The sequence below is a fragment of the Nonomuraea monospora genome, from assembly GCF_039531895.1.
GTDB classification, from domain to species: domain Bacteria; phylum Actinomycetota; class Actinomycetes; order Streptosporangiales; family Streptosporangiaceae; genus Nonomuraea; species Nonomuraea monospora.
On the sequence record NZ_BAAAQX010000081.1, the window covers coordinates 1 to 16007 of the forward strand.

Here is a 16007-nt window from a genome sequence, read left to right on the forward strand (position 1 = left end):
TCACCGCGCGGGGCCTCACCGCGCGGGGCCTCACCGCGCGGGGCCTCACCGCGCGGGGCCTCACCGCGCGGGGCCTCACCGCGCGGGGCCTCACCGCGCGGGGCCTCACCGCGCGGGGCCTCACCGCGCGGGGCCTCACCGCCTCACGGGCTCACCGCCTCGGGCCTCGCCACGCCGGGCCTCGCGACCGGGCCTTACCTCCCGGGGCCTCACCGCGTCACGGGACCGCCGCGCCAGGACGGGAACGGCCGGAGCCCGACCGCCGCGTCGTAAGCCGCGGTCGAGAGCAGTCGGGTCGAGTCGAGTGTGGGGAGCGGCGAGTGCTCCGGCCCGACCAGCAGCGGGATCTCGGTGCACACCAGGGCCACGGCGTCGCAGCCCCGGTCGGACAGTCTCTCGATGACCTTGACGTACGCGGCGCGGGACGCGTCAGTGAACACCCCGTTGACCAGTTCGCTGAAGATGATCTTGTTGACCACTTCGCGATCATCGGCGTCCGGCACTTCGACGGCGATCCCGCAGGCGCTGAGCGCCCGCGGATACACCGCGCCTTCCATCGTGTAGGAGGTGCCGAGCACGCCCACGCGCTTGCGCCCGTCGAGGGCGGCCTGTGCGGCGACCACCTCGGCGATGTGCAGGCCCGGCAGGGCGAGGGGCGGGCCGGGGCGTTCGAGGGCCAGGTGGGCGGTGTTGTCGGGGCAGACGAAGAAGTCGGCGCCCGCTCGGGCGAGTCGGTCGACGCTCACCGCGAGGGTGCGGCGTACGGCGTCGTGGTCGCCCGCGTCCCAGGCGGGCATGCTGCGGCCGAAGGGGATGTAGTCGAGCGTTACGTCGGGGTGGTCGTGCTCGCCGCGGCGCTGGAAGCCCTCCTGGCAGAAGGAGAGGAAGGCGAGTGCGGCGCCTTCGGTGCTGTGGGCGAGGATGCCGAGATGGCGCATGTGGGGTGGGGCATCGCCCCCGGCGCCAGGGGTGGGGCTGGGGCTGGGGGTAGTGCCGGGGGTGAAGGTAGTGCCGGGGGTGAAGGTAGTGCCGGGGGTGGAGGTAGTGCCGGGCGTGGAGGTAGTGCCGGGCGTGGAGGTAGTGCCGGGCGTGGAGGTGGTGCAGGGCGTAGAGGTGGTGGCGCGGCTGGGAGTGGCGCTTGGGGTGGCAGTGGTGCCTGAGGTGCAGATGGTGCCGGGGGTGGAGGCGGTGCGAGGGGTGGAGGTGGTGCCAGGGGTGGGGGTGAACGGTCGGCTTTGCGTGTCGGGGGTTCGCATGAGGCCTCCTGTTCGGTACATCGGAATGCTTGGGCGTTATAGTGGACCGTGAGCCGAGCGTTCGTCAAATCGAACGAATGGGAGTGTGGAGCGAACACATGGATGGTGAGAGGCCGCCTTTTGAGCGGATGGCGGCGGCGATCAGGCGGGAGCGGGAGCGTGCCGGGATGTCGCTGACGGAGCTGGCGAAGCGGTCAGGCCTGGCGAAGTCGACGCTCTCGCAGCTCGAAGCAGGCAGCGGGAATCCGAGTCTGGAGACGCTCTGGGCGCTGGGAGTGGCGCTGGGGGTGCCGTTCAGCCGGTTGGTGGATCCGCCGCGTCCGGCGGTGCGGCTGATCCGGGTGGGTGAGGGGCCGGCCGCGCACTCCGGGCAGGCCCACTACACGGCGACGCTGCTGGCCGCGAGCCCGCCGGGGGCGAGGCGGGATCTCTACAGGGTGGAGGCGCAGCCGGGCGAGTCACGGCGCTCCGAGCCGCACCTGCCGGGGACGGTGGAGCATCTGGTGATCGGGGCGGGGCGGGCGCTGGCGGGGCCCGCGGACGAGCCGGTGGAGCTGGCGCCCGGCGACTATCTGTCGTATCCGGGTGACGCGCCGCACGTGTTCACCGCGCTCGATCCCGGCACGAGCGGGGTGATCGTGATGGAACAGCTCTGAGAGGGCGCGCCTGCACGCCCTCCCGAACCAAAGAAGGCGCCCGCACGCCCTCCCGAACCGAAGAAGGCGCCCGCACGCCCTCCCGAACCGGAGAAGGGGGTCAGCGGCCCTGGTTGGCGACGGCTTCGATGGCGGCCTTGGCGGCGTCCGGGTCGAGGTACTTGCCGCCGCGCACCGTGGGCCGGTAGTCGGCGTCGAGGTCGTACAGGAGCGGGATGCCCGTCGGGATGTTGAGGCCGGCGATCTCCTCGTCGCTGACGCCGTCCAGGTGCTTGACCAGGGCGCGCAGCGAGTTGCCGTGCGCGGCCACGAGGACGGTGCGGCCGGCGGCGAGGTCGGGGACGATCTCGTCGTACCAGTACGGGAGCATGCGGTCCACGACGTCCTTCAGGCACTCCGTGCGGGGCATCAGCTCCGGCGGGAGGAGGGCGTAGCGGGCGTCGCCGGCCTGGGAGTACTCGTCGTCGTCGGCGATGGGGGGCGGCGGGACGTCGTACGAGCGGCGCCACAGCATGAACTGCTCGTCGCCGAACTCCTCACGCGTCTGGGCCTTGTTCTTGCCCTGCAGCGCGCCGTAGTGGCGCTCGTTGAGGCGCCAGCTTCGCTTCACCGGGAGCCAGAGCAGGTCGGCCTCGCCCAGCGCGAGCTGGGCCGTCTGGATGGCCCTGGTCAGGAGGCTGGTGTGGACGACGTCCGGGCGCAGCCCGGCTTCCTGGAGGAGCTTGCCGCCGCGGCGGGCCTCGTCCTCGCCCTTGGCAGAAAGGCTCACGTCCACCCAGCCGGTGAACAGGCCCTTCGCGTTCCAGTCACTCTCACCGTGCCTTAGCAGCACCAAAGTCGCCATGCGGCCAATCCTATGGGCCTACCTGTCAGGGTCGGCGAAGCGGGCGAACGCCTGGAGGTTGGCGAGGGATTCGCCGCGCTTGGCGCGCCAGGCCCACTCCCGCCTGATCGACGAGGCGAAGCCCAGCTCCAGCGCCCGGTCGAACCACTCGTCCGAGTAGGTGAGCACGCATCCGAGCAGCCGGTCCACCTCCTCCTCCGTCACGGCCGCCAGCGGCGTCCGGCCGACGAGGTAGACGTCGCCCACGGGGTCGAGGGAGAAGTGCACGCCGTACATGGAGCCGTTCTTGCCGAGCAGCCAGCGGTAGAACTCGGTGTGGTTCTCGTCGGGCTGGCGGCAGAAGAAGGCTTCGACGTGCAGCACCCGCTCGCCGACGATCAGCCACGTCATGGTGGCGAGCTTGTGCTGTCCGGGCAGTTTGACCAGGAACGCTCCGGGCCGCGGCTCGTCGTAGGAGACGTCCGCGGCCTTGAGCGCGGCTTCGACGACATCGCGCATGAAGAACAGAATAAAAGTCAGGAGACGGCCACGGGCACGTGGTGCATGTGCGCGACGGCTCCGGCGTACACCTCCATGAGGCGGGAGGCGGTGGCCTGCCACCCGAAGGCGGCCGCGTGCGCGCGGGCGCCCTGGGAGAGCTGGTCGCGCCAGCGGGGCGAGGTGACGAAGCGGCGCAGCGCCTGCGCCCACGCGGCCGGGTCGTGGCCGTCCACGAGCAGGCCGGAGACGCCGTCGCGGACGGCGGTGCGCAGGCCGCCGACCGCGGCGGCGGCGACGGGGGTGCCGCAGGCCTGCGACTCCAGCGCCACCAGGCCGAACGACTCGCTGTAGGAGGGGACGACGGTCACGTCCGCGCCCCGGTACCAGTCGGCCAGTTCCTCCTGCGGCGCGGGCGGCACGAGGCGGACGACGTCGGAGATGCCCAGCTCGGCGGCCAGTTCGGTGAGCAGGGACGGGCGGGCCAGGCCGTTGCCCGACGGGCCGCCCACGCAGGCGACGACCAGGCGGGAGCGCAGCGACGGGTCGTCGATGAGCATTCTGGAGGCGGCGCGGAGCAGCACGTCAGGGGCCTTGAGCGGCTGGATGCGGCCGACGAACAGCAGGACGTGCGCGTCCTGCGGGAGGCCGAGCCTGCGGCGGGCGGCGCCCTGCGAGGCGGGCTGGAAGCGGGTGAGGTTGACGCCGGGGTTGACGACGGCGACGCGCTGCTGCGGGGCGCCGTAGAGGTCGATCAGCTCGCGGGCCTCGTCGGTGGTGTTCGCGACGAGGCGGTCGGCGATGTCCACGACCTGCTGCTCGCCGACCACGCGGGCCTGGGGCTCCGGCTTGTCGTCCTGGGCGAGCAGGAGGTTCTTGACCTTGGCCATGGTGTGCATGGTGTGCACGAGGGGCACGCCCCAGCGTTCCTTTGCCAGCCAGCCGACCTGGCCGGACAGCCAGTAGTGGGAGTGGATGACGTCGTAGCGGCCGGGGTCGTACATGGCCTCGGTGCGCAGCACCTCGGACAGGAAGGCGCAGAGCTGGGCGGGCAGGTCGGCGCGGTCCATCTCCTCGTACGGCCCGGCGGTGAGGTGCCTGACGAGGACGCCGGGAGCGAGCTCGGCCACGGGCGGCAGGTCGCGGGCGGTCGCCCGGGTGAAGATCTCCACCTCCACGCCGAGCTGGGCCAGTCGTTTGGCGGACTCGACGATGTACACGTTCATGCCTCCGGCGTCGCCCGTCCCGGGCTGGTCCAGCGGCGATGTGTGCATGCTGATGGTCGCGACCCGGCTGACCCGTCGTCGCCTCACCCGACTTCACCTCCGAAGCGCCTCACTCGACACCACCTCCAGACGGAATACAACTCTCCCGATTTTTTCGACATTCCCGACAGACGGTCACAATCAGGCGTAGGGAACTCACCTCCTAGGATGTGGAGCATGCGGAAGACGGCTGTGGTGACAGGTGCGAGCAGCGGGATCGGAGAGGCGACCGCGCGGCGCCTCGCCGCCGAGGGATACGACGTCGTCGCGGGCGCGCGGCGGCGCGACCGGCTCGGCAAGCTGGCCGCTGAGGTGCCCTCGATCAGGCCGGTGTCGTTGGATGTGACCTCTCAGGAGTCGGTGGACGCGCTGGCCGCCGGCCTGGAGCGCTGCGACGTGCTGGTCAACAACGCCGGTGGCGCGTTCGGGCTGGAGCAGGTGGCCGACGCCCGGCTGGACGACTGGCAGCGGATGTACGACGTCAATGTGCTCGGTTCCCTACGCATGACCCAGGCGTTGATCCCCAAACTCGTCGAGTCGGGCGACGGGGTGCTGGTGATGCTCACCTCCACGGCCGGGCACGGCGCGTACGAGGGCGGGGGCGGCTACGTCGCGGCCAAGCACGCCCAGCGCACCATGGCCGAGACCCTGCGGCTCGAACTGGTCGGGCAGCCGGTGCGGATCATCGAGATCGCGCCGGGCATGGTGCAGACGGAGGGCTTCGCGGTCACCCGCTTCAGGGGCGACCAGGAGGCGGCGGCCCGCGTGTACGCGGGCGTGCCGGGCCCGCTGACGGCCGACGACGTCGCCGACGCGATCGCCTGGTCCGTGACCCGCCCCGCGCACGTGAACATCGACCGCCTGGTCATCCGTCCCCGCGCCCAGGCCGCCCAGCACAAGGTGCACCGCGTCGGTGGCTAAACCCGTCGGGGCGATCACCCGGGGGACGACCGGCCACAACCGGCTGCGGCGCTGCGACCGCTGGATCGCGGCGGTGCACGGCCCGATGCTGCGCGGCGCGGCCGGTCGGCCGCTGGTGGTGGACCTCGGGTACGGCGCCTCGCACACGACGACGCTGGAGCTGTTCACCCGGTTGCGCCGGGTGGCGCCCGGCGTCGAGGTGGTGGGCGTCGAGATCGACCCGGCGCGGGTGGCGCTGGCGAAGCCGTACGAGCGGGAGGGGCTGAGCTTCCGCCTGGGCGGCTTCGAGCTGCCCGTCCCGCGCCCGCCTGCGCTGGTCCGCGCGTTCAACGTGCTGCGTCAGTACGGCGAGGAGGAGGCGTGGCGGTACTGGGAGGTGCTGACGGGCAAGCTGGCCCCGGACGGCGTCCTGGTCGAGGGCACGTGTTCCGAGAACGGGCGGCGGGCGGTGTGGGTGGCGCTGTCGCCCGAGGGGCCGCGCACGATCACGTTCGCGGCCCGCTTCGACGCCTTCGAGCGGCCGTCCGATCTGGCGGACCGGCTGCCGAAGACGCTCATCCACCGGAACGTGCCGGGTGAGCGGATTCATGCGTTTCTGAGCGACTTCGACCGCGCCTGGGCGGTCAGCGCCCCCTACGGGGCACATGGCCGGCGGCAGCGGTGGCTGGCCGCGATCCAGGCTCTGTCCGCCTCCTGGCCGGTGCCGGCGCATCCGCCGCTGGGCGGTTCTGGCAGGTGGCGGCTGGGCGAGCTGACCTTGCCGTGGGCGGCCGTCGATCCCCGGTAAATGGTCTATTTCGCACAGGAGATCTGCGTTATATGGTCACGGTGCGATCCAACTCGTTCAAGTTCGGTCGCAACCTGTCGGGGGAAGTCAGGAACGGTCCTCGTCAAGGAGCCGAGATGAGCAGATTCTCAGGCTGGGCCCGCCGCCTCACCGCGGTGCTGGTCCTCTCAGGAGCAGTCGTCGCCTTACCCGTGCAGGAGGCGCTCGCCGCGCCCCCGCTCACCACCCCATGGACCGCCGAGGTCACCCCGGCCAACGCCCTGCCGGAGTATCCGCGGCCCCAGCTCGTACGCTCCGAATGGCAGAACCTCAACGGCCTGTGGCAGTTCGCCGCGACCGGCTCCATCACCACGCCGCCGACCGGGCAGAACCTGGCCGAGCAGGTGCTCGTCCCGTACCCGATCGAATCGGGACTCTCCCGGATCCAGCGGCACGAGGACCGTATGTGGTACCGCAGGACGTTCACCGTGCCCGCCGGATGGGCGGGCCGGCGCGTCCGGCTCAACTTCGGCGCGGTGAGCTGGGAGACCGGGGTCTGGGTGAACGGCACCGCCGTCGGCACCCACACCGGCGGGTACGACCCGTTCAGCCTCGACGTCACCGCGGCCCTGCGCGCCGGCTCGAACGAGCTGATCGTCGGCGTGTACGCCCCGGTGGACGCGGCGGGCGCCCCCATCGGCAAGCAGCGCCGCTCGCCCGGCGGCATCTTCTACACCGCGCACTCCGGCATCTGGCAGACCGTGTGGCTGGAGCCGGTCAACGCGGCGAGCATCACCCGCCTCGACACCACCCCCGACGTCGCCGCCGGGCAGCTCGACCTGGTCGTCCAGGCGGCCGGCGCCTCCGGGCAGCAGGTGCGGGCCGAGGTCATGACCGGCGGCGCCGTGGTCGGCACCGCCACCGGCGCGATCGGCGCGCACCTGCGGGTGCCGGTGCCGAACGCCCGCCTGTGGACCCCTGACGACCCCTTCCTGTACGACCTGCGCGTCACCCTGACGGGCCCCGGCGGCGGCGACGTCGTGACCGGCTACTTCGGCATGAGATCGGTGGGCAAGGCCATGGTCGGCGGCGTGCTCCGCCCCACGCTGAACGGCCGCTTCGTCTACCAGCTCGGCACCCTAGACCAGGGCTACTGGCCCGACGGCATCGCCACCGCCCCCACCGACGCCGCCCTCCGCTTCGACCTGGAGCAGCAGAAGGCGCTCGGCTTCAACACCGTGCGCAAGCACGTCAAGGTCGAGCCCGCCCGCTGGTACTACTGGGCCGACCGGCTCGGCCTGCTGGTCTGGCAGGACATGCCGTCGATGCGCACCGGCGTCAGCCCGTCGGCCGCCGACCGGGCGAACTTCGAGAGCGAGCTGCGCCGCGTGGTCGACCACCTGCGCGGGATCACCTCGATCGTGCAGTGGGTGCCGTTCAACGAGGGCTGGGGCGAGTACGACCCCGCCCGCATCGCCGACCTGGTCAAAAGCTGGGACCCCAGCCGTCTGGTCAACAACAACTCCGGCTCCAACTGCTGCGGCTTCGACGGCGGCAACGGCGACGTGGTGGACGACCACATCTACGTCGGCCCCGGCACGCCGCAGCGGCCCAGCGCCACCAGGGTGGCCGTGCTCGGCGAGTTCGGCGGCCTCGGCCTGCTCAGCCCCGGCCACCAGTGGCCGGGCACCGGCTTCGCGTACGAGATGACCGCGAACGCGACCGCACTCACCGACCGCTACGTCTCGATCAACGAGCAGCTCAGGCCGCTGATCGCGGACAACGGCCTGTCCGCCTCGATCTACACCCAGCCGACGGACGTCGAGAACGAGGTCAACGGCCTGTGGACGTACGACAGGCGGGTGCTGAAGGTGAACGCCGACCGCGTCCGCGCCGTCAACCGCTCGGTGATCGCGTCCGCGACCGGCCTGACGGCGGGCGGCCTCGTCTCGCTGCGCGTCACCACCTCCGGCCACACCGACCGCTTCCTGCGCCACCAGGACGGCCTGGCCCGCACGGACGTCGTCACCGCCGGCAGCGCGGACACGCTGAAGCTGGACGCCACGTTCTGGACGCGGCCCGGCCTGGCGAACGCCGCCTGCTTCTCCTTCGAGTCGCGCAACTTCCCCGGCCACTACCTGCGGCACGCCAACTCCCGGGTGCGCAAGGACGCCCGCGACGGCACCGCCCTGTTCGACCAGGACGCCACCTTCTGCGCCCGCCCGGCCCAGGCGGGCACCGGCGTGTCCCTGGAGTCGCTCAACCAGCCCGGCGCCTACCTGCGCCACTACAACGAGGCCGTCTACATCGCGCGCAGCGGCGGACCCAACGCCTGGGACACCGCCGCCTCCTTCGCCGCCGACGTCACCTGGCTGCCCGGCACGCCGTGGTGGCGCAGCGGCGCCGACCTGGCCGTGGGCGCCGCCCAGTCGCTGCGGGTGACCACGCCCGGCTACACCGACCGGTACCTGCGGCACCAGGACTCGCTGGCGCGCACGGACGTGGTGAGCGCCGCGAGCACGCAGCTCCTGAAGGAGGACGCCACGTTCCACGTGCGGCGGGGGCTGGCGGAGGGGAGCTGCTACTCCTTCGAGTCGCGCAACTATCCCGGACGCTACCTGCGGCACGCCGACTTCCGGGTACGCAACGACGCGCGCGACGGCACCGCCCTGTTCGACCAGGACGCCACGTTCTGCGCCCAGCCGCCCAGGGCCGGTGGCGCCGGGGTGACGCTGGGCTCGTACAACATCGCGGGGCACAACGTCAGGCACTTCGCGGAGGCCGTGCACATCGCGGTGCCGGGCGGCTCGCACGCCTTCGACGCGGCGGCGAGCTACGACCAGGACGTGACGTGGGCCGTCGCACCGCCCTGGGCGCCGTGACCTAAAGCCGTGACCTAGAGCCGCGCCTCGAAGACGGCGTACGCGGCGGCGTCGAACAGGACGAACCGCACGTCTTCCACCAGGGTGTCCGCCGCCCGGACCGCCTCCACGGCGATGCGGGCGGCGTCGTCCATGGGCCAGCCGTAGATGCCGGTCGAGATCGCCGGGAACGCCACCGACGCGGCGCCCAGCGTGTCGGCCACGCGCAGCGACTCGCGGTAGCACGAGGCCAGCAGCTCCGACCGGTCCTCGGAGGCGGAATAGACGGGGCCGACCGTGTGGATGACCCAGCGGGCGGGCAACCGGCCGGCCGTCGTGGCCACGGCCTGGCCGGTCGGCAGGCCCTTGCTGTACTGGCCGGCGCGCAGCTTTCTGCACTCCTCCAGGATCTCGGGGCCGCCCCGGCGGTGGATGGCGCCGTCCACGCCGCCGCCGCCCATCAGGGAGGAGTTGGCGGCGTTGACGACGGCGTCCGCCCGCTGCTGGGTGATGTCTCCTTGGACCAGTGTGAGCCGCATTGCCTCATTTCCCGGTCAGGCACTGGGTGATGACGGACACATCGTCCCCCTTGCCGCTGTTGTTGGTGAACATCATCTGCCATTTGTTGCCGGCGGCGAGGCTTTCGACGATCGAGGCGGTGACGTGGGTCCCGTGCCAGTCGTAGCCTCCGCCGATCGGGACGCTGCCCGCCGGGCACGGCCCGCCTGGCACCCGGAGGGACTGGTGCGGGTGCACGTACACGGCCTTTCCGCGTGAGGCGATGGCCTTCAGCGTGGGTGGAGGACCCTGCGGACCGGCCGGACCTTTGGGCCCCTGATGCCCCGGCTTTCCTTGGGGGCCTACGGGGCCCGTCTTCCCGACCGGGCCCGCGGGACCTGTCTTCCCGATCGGACCCGCAGGGCCTGTTCTCCCGACCGGGCCCGCAGGGCCTGTTTTCCCCACCGGGCCCTTGGGGCCTGCGGGACCGATTTTCCCTGTTTTTCCCGTAGGGCCGTGCGGCCCTGTTTCGCCCTTGAGGCCGGTCGCGCCCGTCCTGCCGATCGGGCCCGCGGGCCCGGTTCTCCCGATCGGGCCCGCCTGGCCCCTCGCGCCTACGGCCCCCGTCCGGCCGATGGGTCCGGCCGCTCCCGTGGCGCCCTGCCGGCCCGTAGGACCGGTTCTGCCTGTCAGGCCGGTCCTGCCGGTGAGGCCGGTCCTGCCGGTGAGGCCGGTCCTGCCTGTGGGGCCGGTTCTGCCTGTGGGGCCTGCCGCCCCTCGCGCTCCCACCGGCCCGGCCGGACCCGCGACGCCCCTGGGACCTGTCGGCCCCGTCTCGCCGGGAGATCCGGTACGGCCGGGAACGCCTTGCGCGCCGGGAGGGCCCTGCGCTCCCGGCACGCCCTGAAGACCTTGAGCGCCGTCCCGACCGGCCGGTCCCTGCGGCCCCGTGGCTCCCGGCGGGCCGGGATCGCCCTTCAGGCCCGTCGCTCCAGGCGGGCCAGGGTCGCCCTTCGCACCAGGATCACCCTTCGGCCCAGTCGCGCCGGTCGCGCCCGGATCGCCCTTCAGACCGGTCGCTCCGGGCGGGCCAGGGTCGCCCTTCGCACCAGGATCACCCTTCGGGCCGGGCGACCCGATCGCCCCCGGATCGCCTTGCAGTCCCTGGGCTCCTCGTGGGCCGGGATCGCCCTTCGGCCCGGTCGCGCCGGTCGGGCCCGGGTCGCCTCTGCGGCCCACCGGCCCCTGGTCGCCCTTGACGCCGGGTGCGCCCGGATCCCCCTTCACGCCGGGGTCCCCCTGCGCGCCCGTGTCGCCTTTCGCCCCGGTCTCTCCTTGGGGGCCGCGGTCGCCGTCACGTCCAGGAACGCCAGGCCGTCCCGGCGCCCCCGCATGACCGGCGGGACCCGCCACACCCCTCGGCCCCGCAGGACCTGTCGCGCCCCTCGGTCCGGCGGGACCTGTCGCGCCCCTCGACCCGACAGGGCCTGCCACGCCCCTCGGCCCGGCGGGACCCGTTCTCCCGGGCGAACCCACCTTTCCAGGCGGCCCCACCTTTCCAGGCGGACCGATCTTCCCGGGCGGACCTGTCTTCCCGGGCGGGCCCAACTTGCCCGGCGGGCCTGCGGGCCCGCGCGCCCCTCTCGGCCCCGGCTTGCCCGGATGCGGCGGATGCGGGTGCGGATGTGCCGCTTCGACCCCCTCCACAGGCGGGTCGGACGCGGAAGCCGGATCGTCATACGGCGTCAGCAAGCGGACGGCCCCGCGCAACCCGCCCTCCGGCACAACCCCCCGCGGATCTTCGCGAGAGGGCACGTCAAGGTGACCCCTGGATATTCGTCCAGAAGACACCGCCCCGGCCGGCCTCAACGCCGCATCACACCCGACAACCGGCATAACTACATTAATGCCGGTAATTCCTGCTGACAGCACAAGCGCACGTGTCAGCGCATTGATCCCCATGATGGCCATGCTCACAAACAGCGGCATAGAGGGACAACCGCCATGCCCCCGCACCAACTTCAACATGCCTTCAAGAAACGCCCGAAAAGACCGCCTTCATACAGAGCTAACGCAGCACCCCTTTACTCGCTCCATATAAGCCATTAAAAAAGACTTAGCCTTATATTTCTTGATAAATCGGGCAGTGACCTCACGGTGACACCACGGAGTCCCCCCGACCCGTTTGCCAGCTCGACGCTCTGTAGAGCTACCCTGAAAGGCGTGAAGGGTCTTGGCGAGCTTGAACGCAGCATCATGGACATCCTCTGGGCGGAGAGCAACGCGCTGACCGCCCGCGAGGTCGGCAGGCTGATCGCCGACCGCGACCTGGCCCCCACCACGGTCATGACCGTTCTCGACCGCCTCACCCGCAAGGGCTTCCTGGAGCGCACCCGCGACGGGCGCGCCTGGCGGTATCAACCGGCGGAAAGCCGCGACGCCTACATCGCTGAGCTTATGCTGGAGGCGTTGGACCTGACGGGCGACCGCTCGGCCGCCCTGACCCGCTTCGCCCAGGCCGTGTCGGGCACGGAGGCGGAGATCCTGCGCAGAGCCCTTACGGAGCTGGAGGACGAGTGATCACGGCAGCGGCGCTGGCAGCGCTCGCCACGGCGTGCGCGGTTGGCTCCTGGCGTTTCACCAAAGCCGAGTGGACCTCGCGCGCTCCCCGGCTGGCCATCATTCTCTGGCAGTCCCTCGGCGTGTGCTGGGGCCTGGCCACCACGGGCGCGATGCTCGCCTTCGCCGTGCAGCCGTACGACGAGGGCATCCTGCCTGGTCTGATCGCGTTCGCGCACGGCGAGACGCCCGCGCGCGAGTGGGACGCGCTGCACGTGCTGGCCCTGATCGCGGGGCTCACCGCGCTCATCGTGCTGGTCGCGGTGCTGCTCACCGCCGGCGTGCAGGCGCTGCGGGCCCGCCGCAGGCACCGCATGCTGCTGGCGCTGATCTCCCACGACGACCCTGGCGTGCCCGGCGTGCGGGTGCTGGCGCATCCCAGCGCCGCCGCGTACTGCGTGCCGGGGCTGCGCTCGCAGGTCGTGGTCAGCGAGGGCGCGCTCAAGCTGCTGTCGGAGGACGAGCTGGCCGCCGTGCTCGCGCACGAGGCCGCCCACGTACGCGAGCGCCACGACCTGGTGCTGCTGCCGTTCGCCGCGCTCGGCAGGGCGCTGCCCTGGTCGAAGGTGGTGGCCGACGCCCAGGGGCAGGTCGAGCTGCTGGTCGAGATGGCGGCCGACGACCGGGCACGCCGCTACTGCTCGCCGCGCCGGCTGGCCACGGCGCTGCTGAGGTTCGGCACCGCGGGCGCCATGCCGACGCCGCACGGGATGCTGGGCGTGCACGTCCAGAACGTCATGGCCAGGGTCGATCGCCTGATCAAGCCGGCCCCCGAGCTGGCGACTTCGGTGCGTTACGGGTTCATCGCGCTTTCTGTGACGTTGGTCACCGCTGCACCCTTCTTGTGGGTTATCCAGCTCTAACTGCTTGCTGGCGTTAACCATCCCGTTTGCAATTGCAAGCACCGCGGGGCAAACTACAGGTATGGCACTACCCAAAGTCGGCTCGATCGGTGAATACATCCGCGACCAGCGGCAGCAAGCGAAGATCTCGCTGCGCCAGCTCGCCGCGGCGGCCGGGGTCTCCAACCCCTACCTGAGCCAGATCGAGCGCGGCCTGCGCAAGCCGAGCGCGGAGATCCTCAACCAGATCGCCAAGGGTCTGCGCATCTCCTCGCAGGCGCTCTACGTGCAGGCGGGCCTCATCGAGGACCGCGAGCCGCCCAGCGACGTGATCACCGCGATCAGGGCCGACCCGCATCTCAGCGAACGTCAACGCCAGGTGCTGATCGACATCTACGAGTCGTTCCGCAAGGAGAACCACACCGAGGACGAGCAGACCTCCCAGAATGCCCGCCCCCGGGGTGACTCCGATTCGGACGACGAGCCGCTGCCCGAGGAGTTTCTCGCCGCTCTTGAGCCCTACGCGGCGACCTCACGCAACGGCAACGTCACCCAGGAAACCAAGGAAGGTTAACCCATGACGCTCGCCACCGAGGTCAAGAAGCTCACCGAGTCCAAGCCGTTCTACGCCTTCGCCGGGGTCGGCGACTTCGCCGTCGAGAAGCTGCGTGAGCTGCCCGAGCAGCTCCACAAGCTGCAGTCGCGCCGCTCCGAGCTGACCAAGGACCTGCCCGGCAAGGCCCGCGAGTACGCCGACAAGGCCGAAGGCTTCGCCCGCGACCTGCCCGAGAAGGCCCGCGAGTACGCCGACCACCTCACCCTCAGGGCCACCGAGGTCTACGACGACTTCGCCACCCGCGGCCGTAAGGTCGTCAGCAAGGCGAGCGGCACCGCCGCCCTGGAGCTGGAGGAAGTGTCGGAGGCCGCCGAGCCGGCCGTCGCCGAGCCGGTCAAGAAGACCCGCAGCACCAAGGCCCAGGCCTGATCCACACGAGAGGCCCGTCTCCCGCCGGGAGGCGGGCCTTTCCGTTCTGGGTTGCCCGCATGTCGGGGACGCCTATTAGGCTGAAGCCGATTCCATCGCAGCGTTGGGCGGAGACGACGACATGAGCATGATCTACGGGCTGTTCAACCTTCTGTTCCTGCTGCTCTCCGTGGCCATCCTCGGCATGTCCATCTACGCGCTCGTGCACGCGCTGCGGGTGCCGGGCAACGCGTTCCTGTCGGCGGGCAAGCTCAAGAAGGAGTGGTGGCTGCTGATCCTCGCGCTCGCGACGCTGTTCTCGGCCGGCGGGGCGTTGACCTACCTTCAGGCCTTCATGATCGTCGGCGGCGAGTCGTTCCTCGGCGTCCAGTTCGGGCTGTTCTCGATCGCGGCCGTGATCGCGGCCACGATCTACATCGTCGACGTCAAGCCCGCCGTCAAGGGCATGGGCGGCGGCCGGGGCAACAACGGTCCTTACGGCCCCTGGTAGATCAGGCCAGCTCGGCCGCCAGCCAGGTGGCCAGCCCCTCGTGCCCGGCGAGCGTGGGATGCACGCCGTCGGGCAGGATCGCCTCCTCGGGCCAGCTCCTGCGCATGGGGTCGAGGAACGACACCTTCCCGGCCCTGGCCGCCTCCGCCACCGCGTCGCGCACCCCGTACGCCTTCTGCGGCGGCTTCCCCAGCCAGATCGGGCCGACCACCACCGTCCTGGTCTCCGGCCAGTGTGCGCGCACCTCGGACAGCAGGCTCGCGGCGGCCCCGCGCACCCGTTCCTGGCTCCAGCGGCGGTCGTTGTGGCCGCCCGAGATGACCAGCAGGTCGGGAGCGGGCCGCCAGGCCAGCTCCTCCTCGAACGAGCGCTGGAACGTGCGGCCCGCGCGCCCCTCGTTGCAGAAGCCGGTGCCGCCCGCGCCCGCGATGATGGGCTGCCAGCCAAGCAGCCGGGCGGTCTGCGAGGCGTAGGTTTGCCAGGGCGGCACGGGCCCCGACCCGACGGTGAAGCTGTCGCCCACGAACATCATCACCGGCGCGTGCGCCTTGACGAGCGGCGGCTTCGTCGCGAACGCGCACGAGGGCAGCCCCAGCACCGCGCCGACCACCAGGACGCGTCTCATCAGGCCACGCATGACCACCTCAGGGCACTAGGCTGCCGATATGAGCACGGATCTCCACGGGCGTACCCAAAGGCTGGAACTGTCCGACCAGAACCTACGCGACTTCGAGGCCGTCGTTCTGGACGCCACGCCTGAGGGGATCGTGCTGAGCAGGTCGGCATTCTATCCGGGCGGAGGCGGCCAGCCGGCGGATCACGGTGTTCTCGTCTGGCAGGGTGTGGAGACCCGCATCGCCGGGGTGCGCAAGGGCGACGACCTCTACCTGATCCCGGCCGAGGGCGACCCGATCCCGCCCGCCGGCACGGTGGTCAGGGGCGCGGTGGCCGACGAGCGCCGCTCGGCCCTCATGCGTACGCACTCCGGCCTGCACGTGCTGTGCGGGGTGGTCTTCCGCGACTACGGCTGCCTGGTCACCGGCGGCAACATGGACGAGCTGAGCGCCCGCATGGACTTCAACCTGCCCGAGGTGCCCGCCGGCTTCAAGGAGGCCGTGGAGGACGCCTGCAACGCCGAGATCGTCGCCGACCGGCGCATCGACGTGAAGGTGCTGCCCCGCGCCGAGGCGTTCGCCATCCCCGACATCATCCGCACGGCCACCAACCTGGTGCCGGAGACCGTCCAGGACGTGCGCGTCGTCGACATCGTCGGCCTGGACACCCAGGCCGACGGCGGCACCCACGTGGCCTCCACGAAGCAGATCGGGCGGATCAAGGTCGCCAAGGTCGAGAGCAAGGGGCGCGGCTTCCGCCGCCTGCGCATCCAGATCTCCGACTAGTACTCCAGTGACACTTCGCGATCATGGTTCGGATCTGCGCTGGTAGTGGCAGTGCCGGGCGGTGGCCTGGTGGCGTCGGCGCCAGTCTGACCAGCGCAGAAGATCCGTGACGGAGCGGTGCCGGGTC

At 71.4% G+C, this 16007-nt stretch carries 18 protein-coding genes; 11 read left to right on the forward strand and 7 right to left on the reverse strand.

From position 1 onward, the window contains the following. Window positions 1–209 precede the first annotated feature (209 nt). Entirely contained in the window at window positions 210–938 is a 729-nt protein-coding gene (locus tag ABD331_RS60150) for an aspartate/glutamate racemase family protein (RefSeq protein ID WP_344496521.1), read from the reverse strand. Between the two features lie 61 nt (window positions 939–999). On the opposite strand from ABD331_RS60150, the gene ABD331_RS60155 reads away from it, so the two are divergent. Continuing rightward, window positions 1000–1308: a hypothetical protein gene (locus ABD331_RS60155; protein WP_344496523.1), complete on the forward strand. Its 309-nt coding sequence runs from the start codon at window positions 1000–1002 to the stop codon at window positions 1306–1308. 46 nt (window positions 1309–1354) lie between these two features. Beyond that, complete coding sequence (locus tag ABD331_RS60160) at window positions 1355–1912, forward strand: helix-turn-helix domain-containing protein (protein WP_344496524.1); 558 nt, start codon at window positions 1355–1357, stop codon at window positions 1910–1912. A gap of 100 nt (window positions 1913–2012) precedes the next feature. Here the strand turns inward: ABD331_RS60160 and ABD331_RS60165 are convergent, their stop codons facing one another. The 3 genes from ABD331_RS60165 to mshA are packed head-to-tail and all read right to left on the reverse strand — an operon-like array spanning window position 2013 to window position 4507. Then, window positions 2013–2756 carry a phosphoglyceromutase gene (locus ABD331_RS60165; protein WP_148433486.1) on the reverse strand — a complete coding sequence of 248 codons (744 nt, stop codon included), beginning with the start codon at window positions 2754–2756 and terminating at the stop codon, window positions 2013–2015. Between the two features lie 18 nt (window positions 2757–2774). Further along, entirely contained in the window at window positions 2775–3254 is a 480-nt protein-coding gene (locus tag ABD331_RS60170) for a type III secretion system chaperone family protein (protein ID WP_344496526.1), read from the reverse strand. A 17-nt stretch (window positions 3255–3271) separates the two neighbouring features. Beyond that, window positions 3272–4507: a D-inositol-3-phosphate glycosyltransferase gene (gene mshA / locus ABD331_RS60175; RefSeq protein ID WP_425566292.1), complete on the reverse strand. Its 1236-nt coding sequence runs from the start codon at window positions 4505–4507 to the stop codon at window positions 3272–3274. A gap of 168 nt (window positions 4508–4675) precedes the next feature. On the opposite strand from mshA, the gene ABD331_RS60180 reads away from it, so the two are divergent. The 3 genes from ABD331_RS60180 to ABD331_RS60190 all read left to right on the forward strand — a co-directional run bounded on the left by ABD331_RS60180 (window position 4676) and on the right by ABD331_RS60190 (window position 9067). Next, entirely contained in the window at window positions 4676–5419 is a 744-nt protein-coding gene (locus tag ABD331_RS60180; RefSeq protein ID WP_344496530.1) for an SDR family NAD(P)-dependent oxidoreductase, read from the forward strand. Continuing rightward, window positions 5412–6206, forward strand: coding sequence for a class I SAM-dependent methyltransferase (locus tag ABD331_RS60185; protein ID WP_344496532.1), 795 nt, complete (start codon window positions 5412–5414; stop codon window positions 6204–6206). The genes ABD331_RS60180 and ABD331_RS60185 overlap by 8 nt, the downstream gene beginning before the upstream one ends. A 116-nt stretch (window positions 6207–6322) precedes the next feature. Next, window positions 6323–9067, forward strand: a complete 2745-nt coding sequence (locus tag ABD331_RS60190; RefSeq protein ID WP_344496534.1) for an AbfB domain-containing protein — start codon at window positions 6323–6325, stop codon at window positions 9065–9067. A gap of 14 nt (window positions 9068–9081) precedes the next feature. Here ABD331_RS60190 and ABD331_RS60195 read toward each other — a convergent pair whose 3' ends face one another. Next, window positions 9082–9585, reverse strand: coding sequence for an O-acetyl-ADP-ribose deacetylase (locus ABD331_RS60195; RefSeq protein ID WP_344496536.1), 504 nt, complete (start codon window positions 9583–9585; stop codon window positions 9082–9084). A 4-nt stretch (window positions 9586–9589) separates the two neighbouring features. Next, window positions 9590–9808 (reverse strand): hypothetical protein, encoded by a 219-nt coding sequence (locus ABD331_RS60200; RefSeq protein ID WP_344496538.1) that lies wholly within the window; start codon window positions 9806–9808, stop codon window positions 9590–9592. A gap of 1959 nt (window positions 9809–11767) precedes the next feature. Between ABD331_RS60200 and ABD331_RS60205 the strand changes: the two genes are divergently transcribed. The 5 genes from ABD331_RS60205 (at window position 11768) to ABD331_RS60225 (ending at window position 14480) form a co-directional block, all read left to right on the forward strand. Further along, window positions 11768–12124, forward strand: a complete 357-nt coding sequence (locus ABD331_RS60205; RefSeq protein ID WP_148433479.1) for a BlaI/MecI/CopY family transcriptional regulator — start codon at window positions 11768–11770, stop codon at window positions 12122–12124. Further along, window positions 12121–13026, forward strand: a complete 906-nt coding sequence (locus ABD331_RS60210; protein WP_344496540.1) for a M56 family metallopeptidase — start codon at window positions 12121–12123, stop codon at window positions 13024–13026. The genes ABD331_RS60205 and ABD331_RS60210 overlap by 4 nt, the downstream gene beginning before the upstream one ends. A 61-nt stretch (window positions 13027–13087) precedes the next feature. Continuing rightward, the gene (locus ABD331_RS60215) at window positions 13088–13579 is read left to right on the forward strand and encodes a helix-turn-helix domain-containing protein (RefSeq protein ID WP_344496542.1); all 492 of its coding nucleotides are present in this window, start codon (window positions 13088–13090) and stop codon (window positions 13577–13579) included. Between the two features lie 3 nt (window positions 13580–13582). Further along, window positions 13583–13990 (forward strand): hypothetical protein, encoded by a 408-nt coding sequence (locus ABD331_RS60220; RefSeq protein ID WP_344496544.1) that lies wholly within the window; start codon window positions 13583–13585, stop codon window positions 13988–13990. A gap of 121 nt (window positions 13991–14111) precedes the next feature. Beyond that, window positions 14112–14480, forward strand: coding sequence for a DUF2516 family protein (locus tag ABD331_RS60225; protein WP_344496546.1), 369 nt, complete (start codon window positions 14112–14114; stop codon window positions 14478–14480). A 1-nt stretch (window position 14481) separates the two neighbouring features. Here the strand turns inward: ABD331_RS60225 and ABD331_RS60230 are convergent, their stop codons facing one another. Then, window positions 14482–15105, reverse strand: a complete 624-nt coding sequence (locus ABD331_RS60230; protein ID WP_344496548.1) for an SGNH/GDSL hydrolase family protein — start codon at window positions 15103–15105, stop codon at window positions 14482–14484. A 40-nt stretch (window positions 15106–15145) separates the two neighbouring features. Between ABD331_RS60230 and ABD331_RS60235 the strand changes: the two genes are divergently transcribed. Then, complete coding sequence (locus tag ABD331_RS60235) at window positions 15146–15880, forward strand: alanyl-tRNA editing protein (RefSeq protein WP_344496549.1); 735 nt, start codon at window positions 15146–15148, stop codon at window positions 15878–15880. Window positions 15881–16007: the final 127 nt, after the last annotated feature.

Bases quoted from the DNA above. Each gene is read 5' to 3' on its own strand.
- ABD331_RS60150 (WP_344496521.1), bottom strand. From the start codon at position 938: ATGCGCCATCTCGGCATCCTCGCCCACAGCACCGAAGGCGCCGCACTC.
- ABD331_RS60160 (WP_344496524.1), top strand. From the start codon at position 1,355: ATGGATGGTGAGAGGCCGCCTTTTGAGCGGATGGCGGCGGCGATCAGG.
- ABD331_RS60165 (WP_148433486.1), bottom strand. From the start codon at position 2,756: ATGGCGACTTTGGTGCTGCTAAGGCACGGTGAGAGTGACTGGAACGCG.
- ABD331_RS60170 (WP_344496526.1), bottom strand. From the start codon at position 3,254: ATGCGCGATGTCGTCGAAGCCGCGCTCAAGGCCGCGGACGTCTCCTAC.
- mshA (WP_425566292.1), bottom strand. From the start codon at position 4,507: ATGCACACATCGCCGCTGGACCAGCCCGGGACGGGCGACGCCGGAGGC.
- ABD331_RS60180 (WP_344496530.1), top strand. From the start codon at position 4,676: ATGCGGAAGACGGCTGTGGTGACAGGTGCGAGCAGCGGGATCGGAGAG.
- ABD331_RS60190 (WP_344496534.1), top strand. From the start codon at position 6,323: ATGAGCAGATTCTCAGGCTGGGCCCGCCGCCTCACCGCGGTGCTGGTC.
- ABD331_RS60195 (WP_344496536.1), bottom strand. From the start codon at position 9,585: ATGCGGCTCACACTGGTCCAAGGAGACATCACCCAGCAGCGGGCGGAC.
- ABD331_RS60215 (WP_344496542.1), top strand. From the start codon at position 13,088: ATGGCACTACCCAAAGTCGGCTCGATCGGTGAATACATCCGCGACCAG.
- ABD331_RS60220 (WP_344496544.1), top strand. From the start codon at position 13,583: ATGACGCTCGCCACCGAGGTCAAGAAGCTCACCGAGTCCAAGCCGTTC.
- ABD331_RS60225 (WP_344496546.1), top strand. From the start codon at position 14,112: ATGAGCATGATCTACGGGCTGTTCAACCTTCTGTTCCTGCTGCTCTCC.
- ABD331_RS60230 (WP_344496548.1), bottom strand. From the start codon at position 15,105: ATGAGACGCGTCCTGGTGGTCGGCGCGGTGCTGGGGCTGCCCTCGTGC.
- ABD331_RS60235 (WP_344496549.1), top strand. From the start codon at position 15,146: ATGAGCACGGATCTCCACGGGCGTACCCAAAGGCTGGAACTGTCCGAC.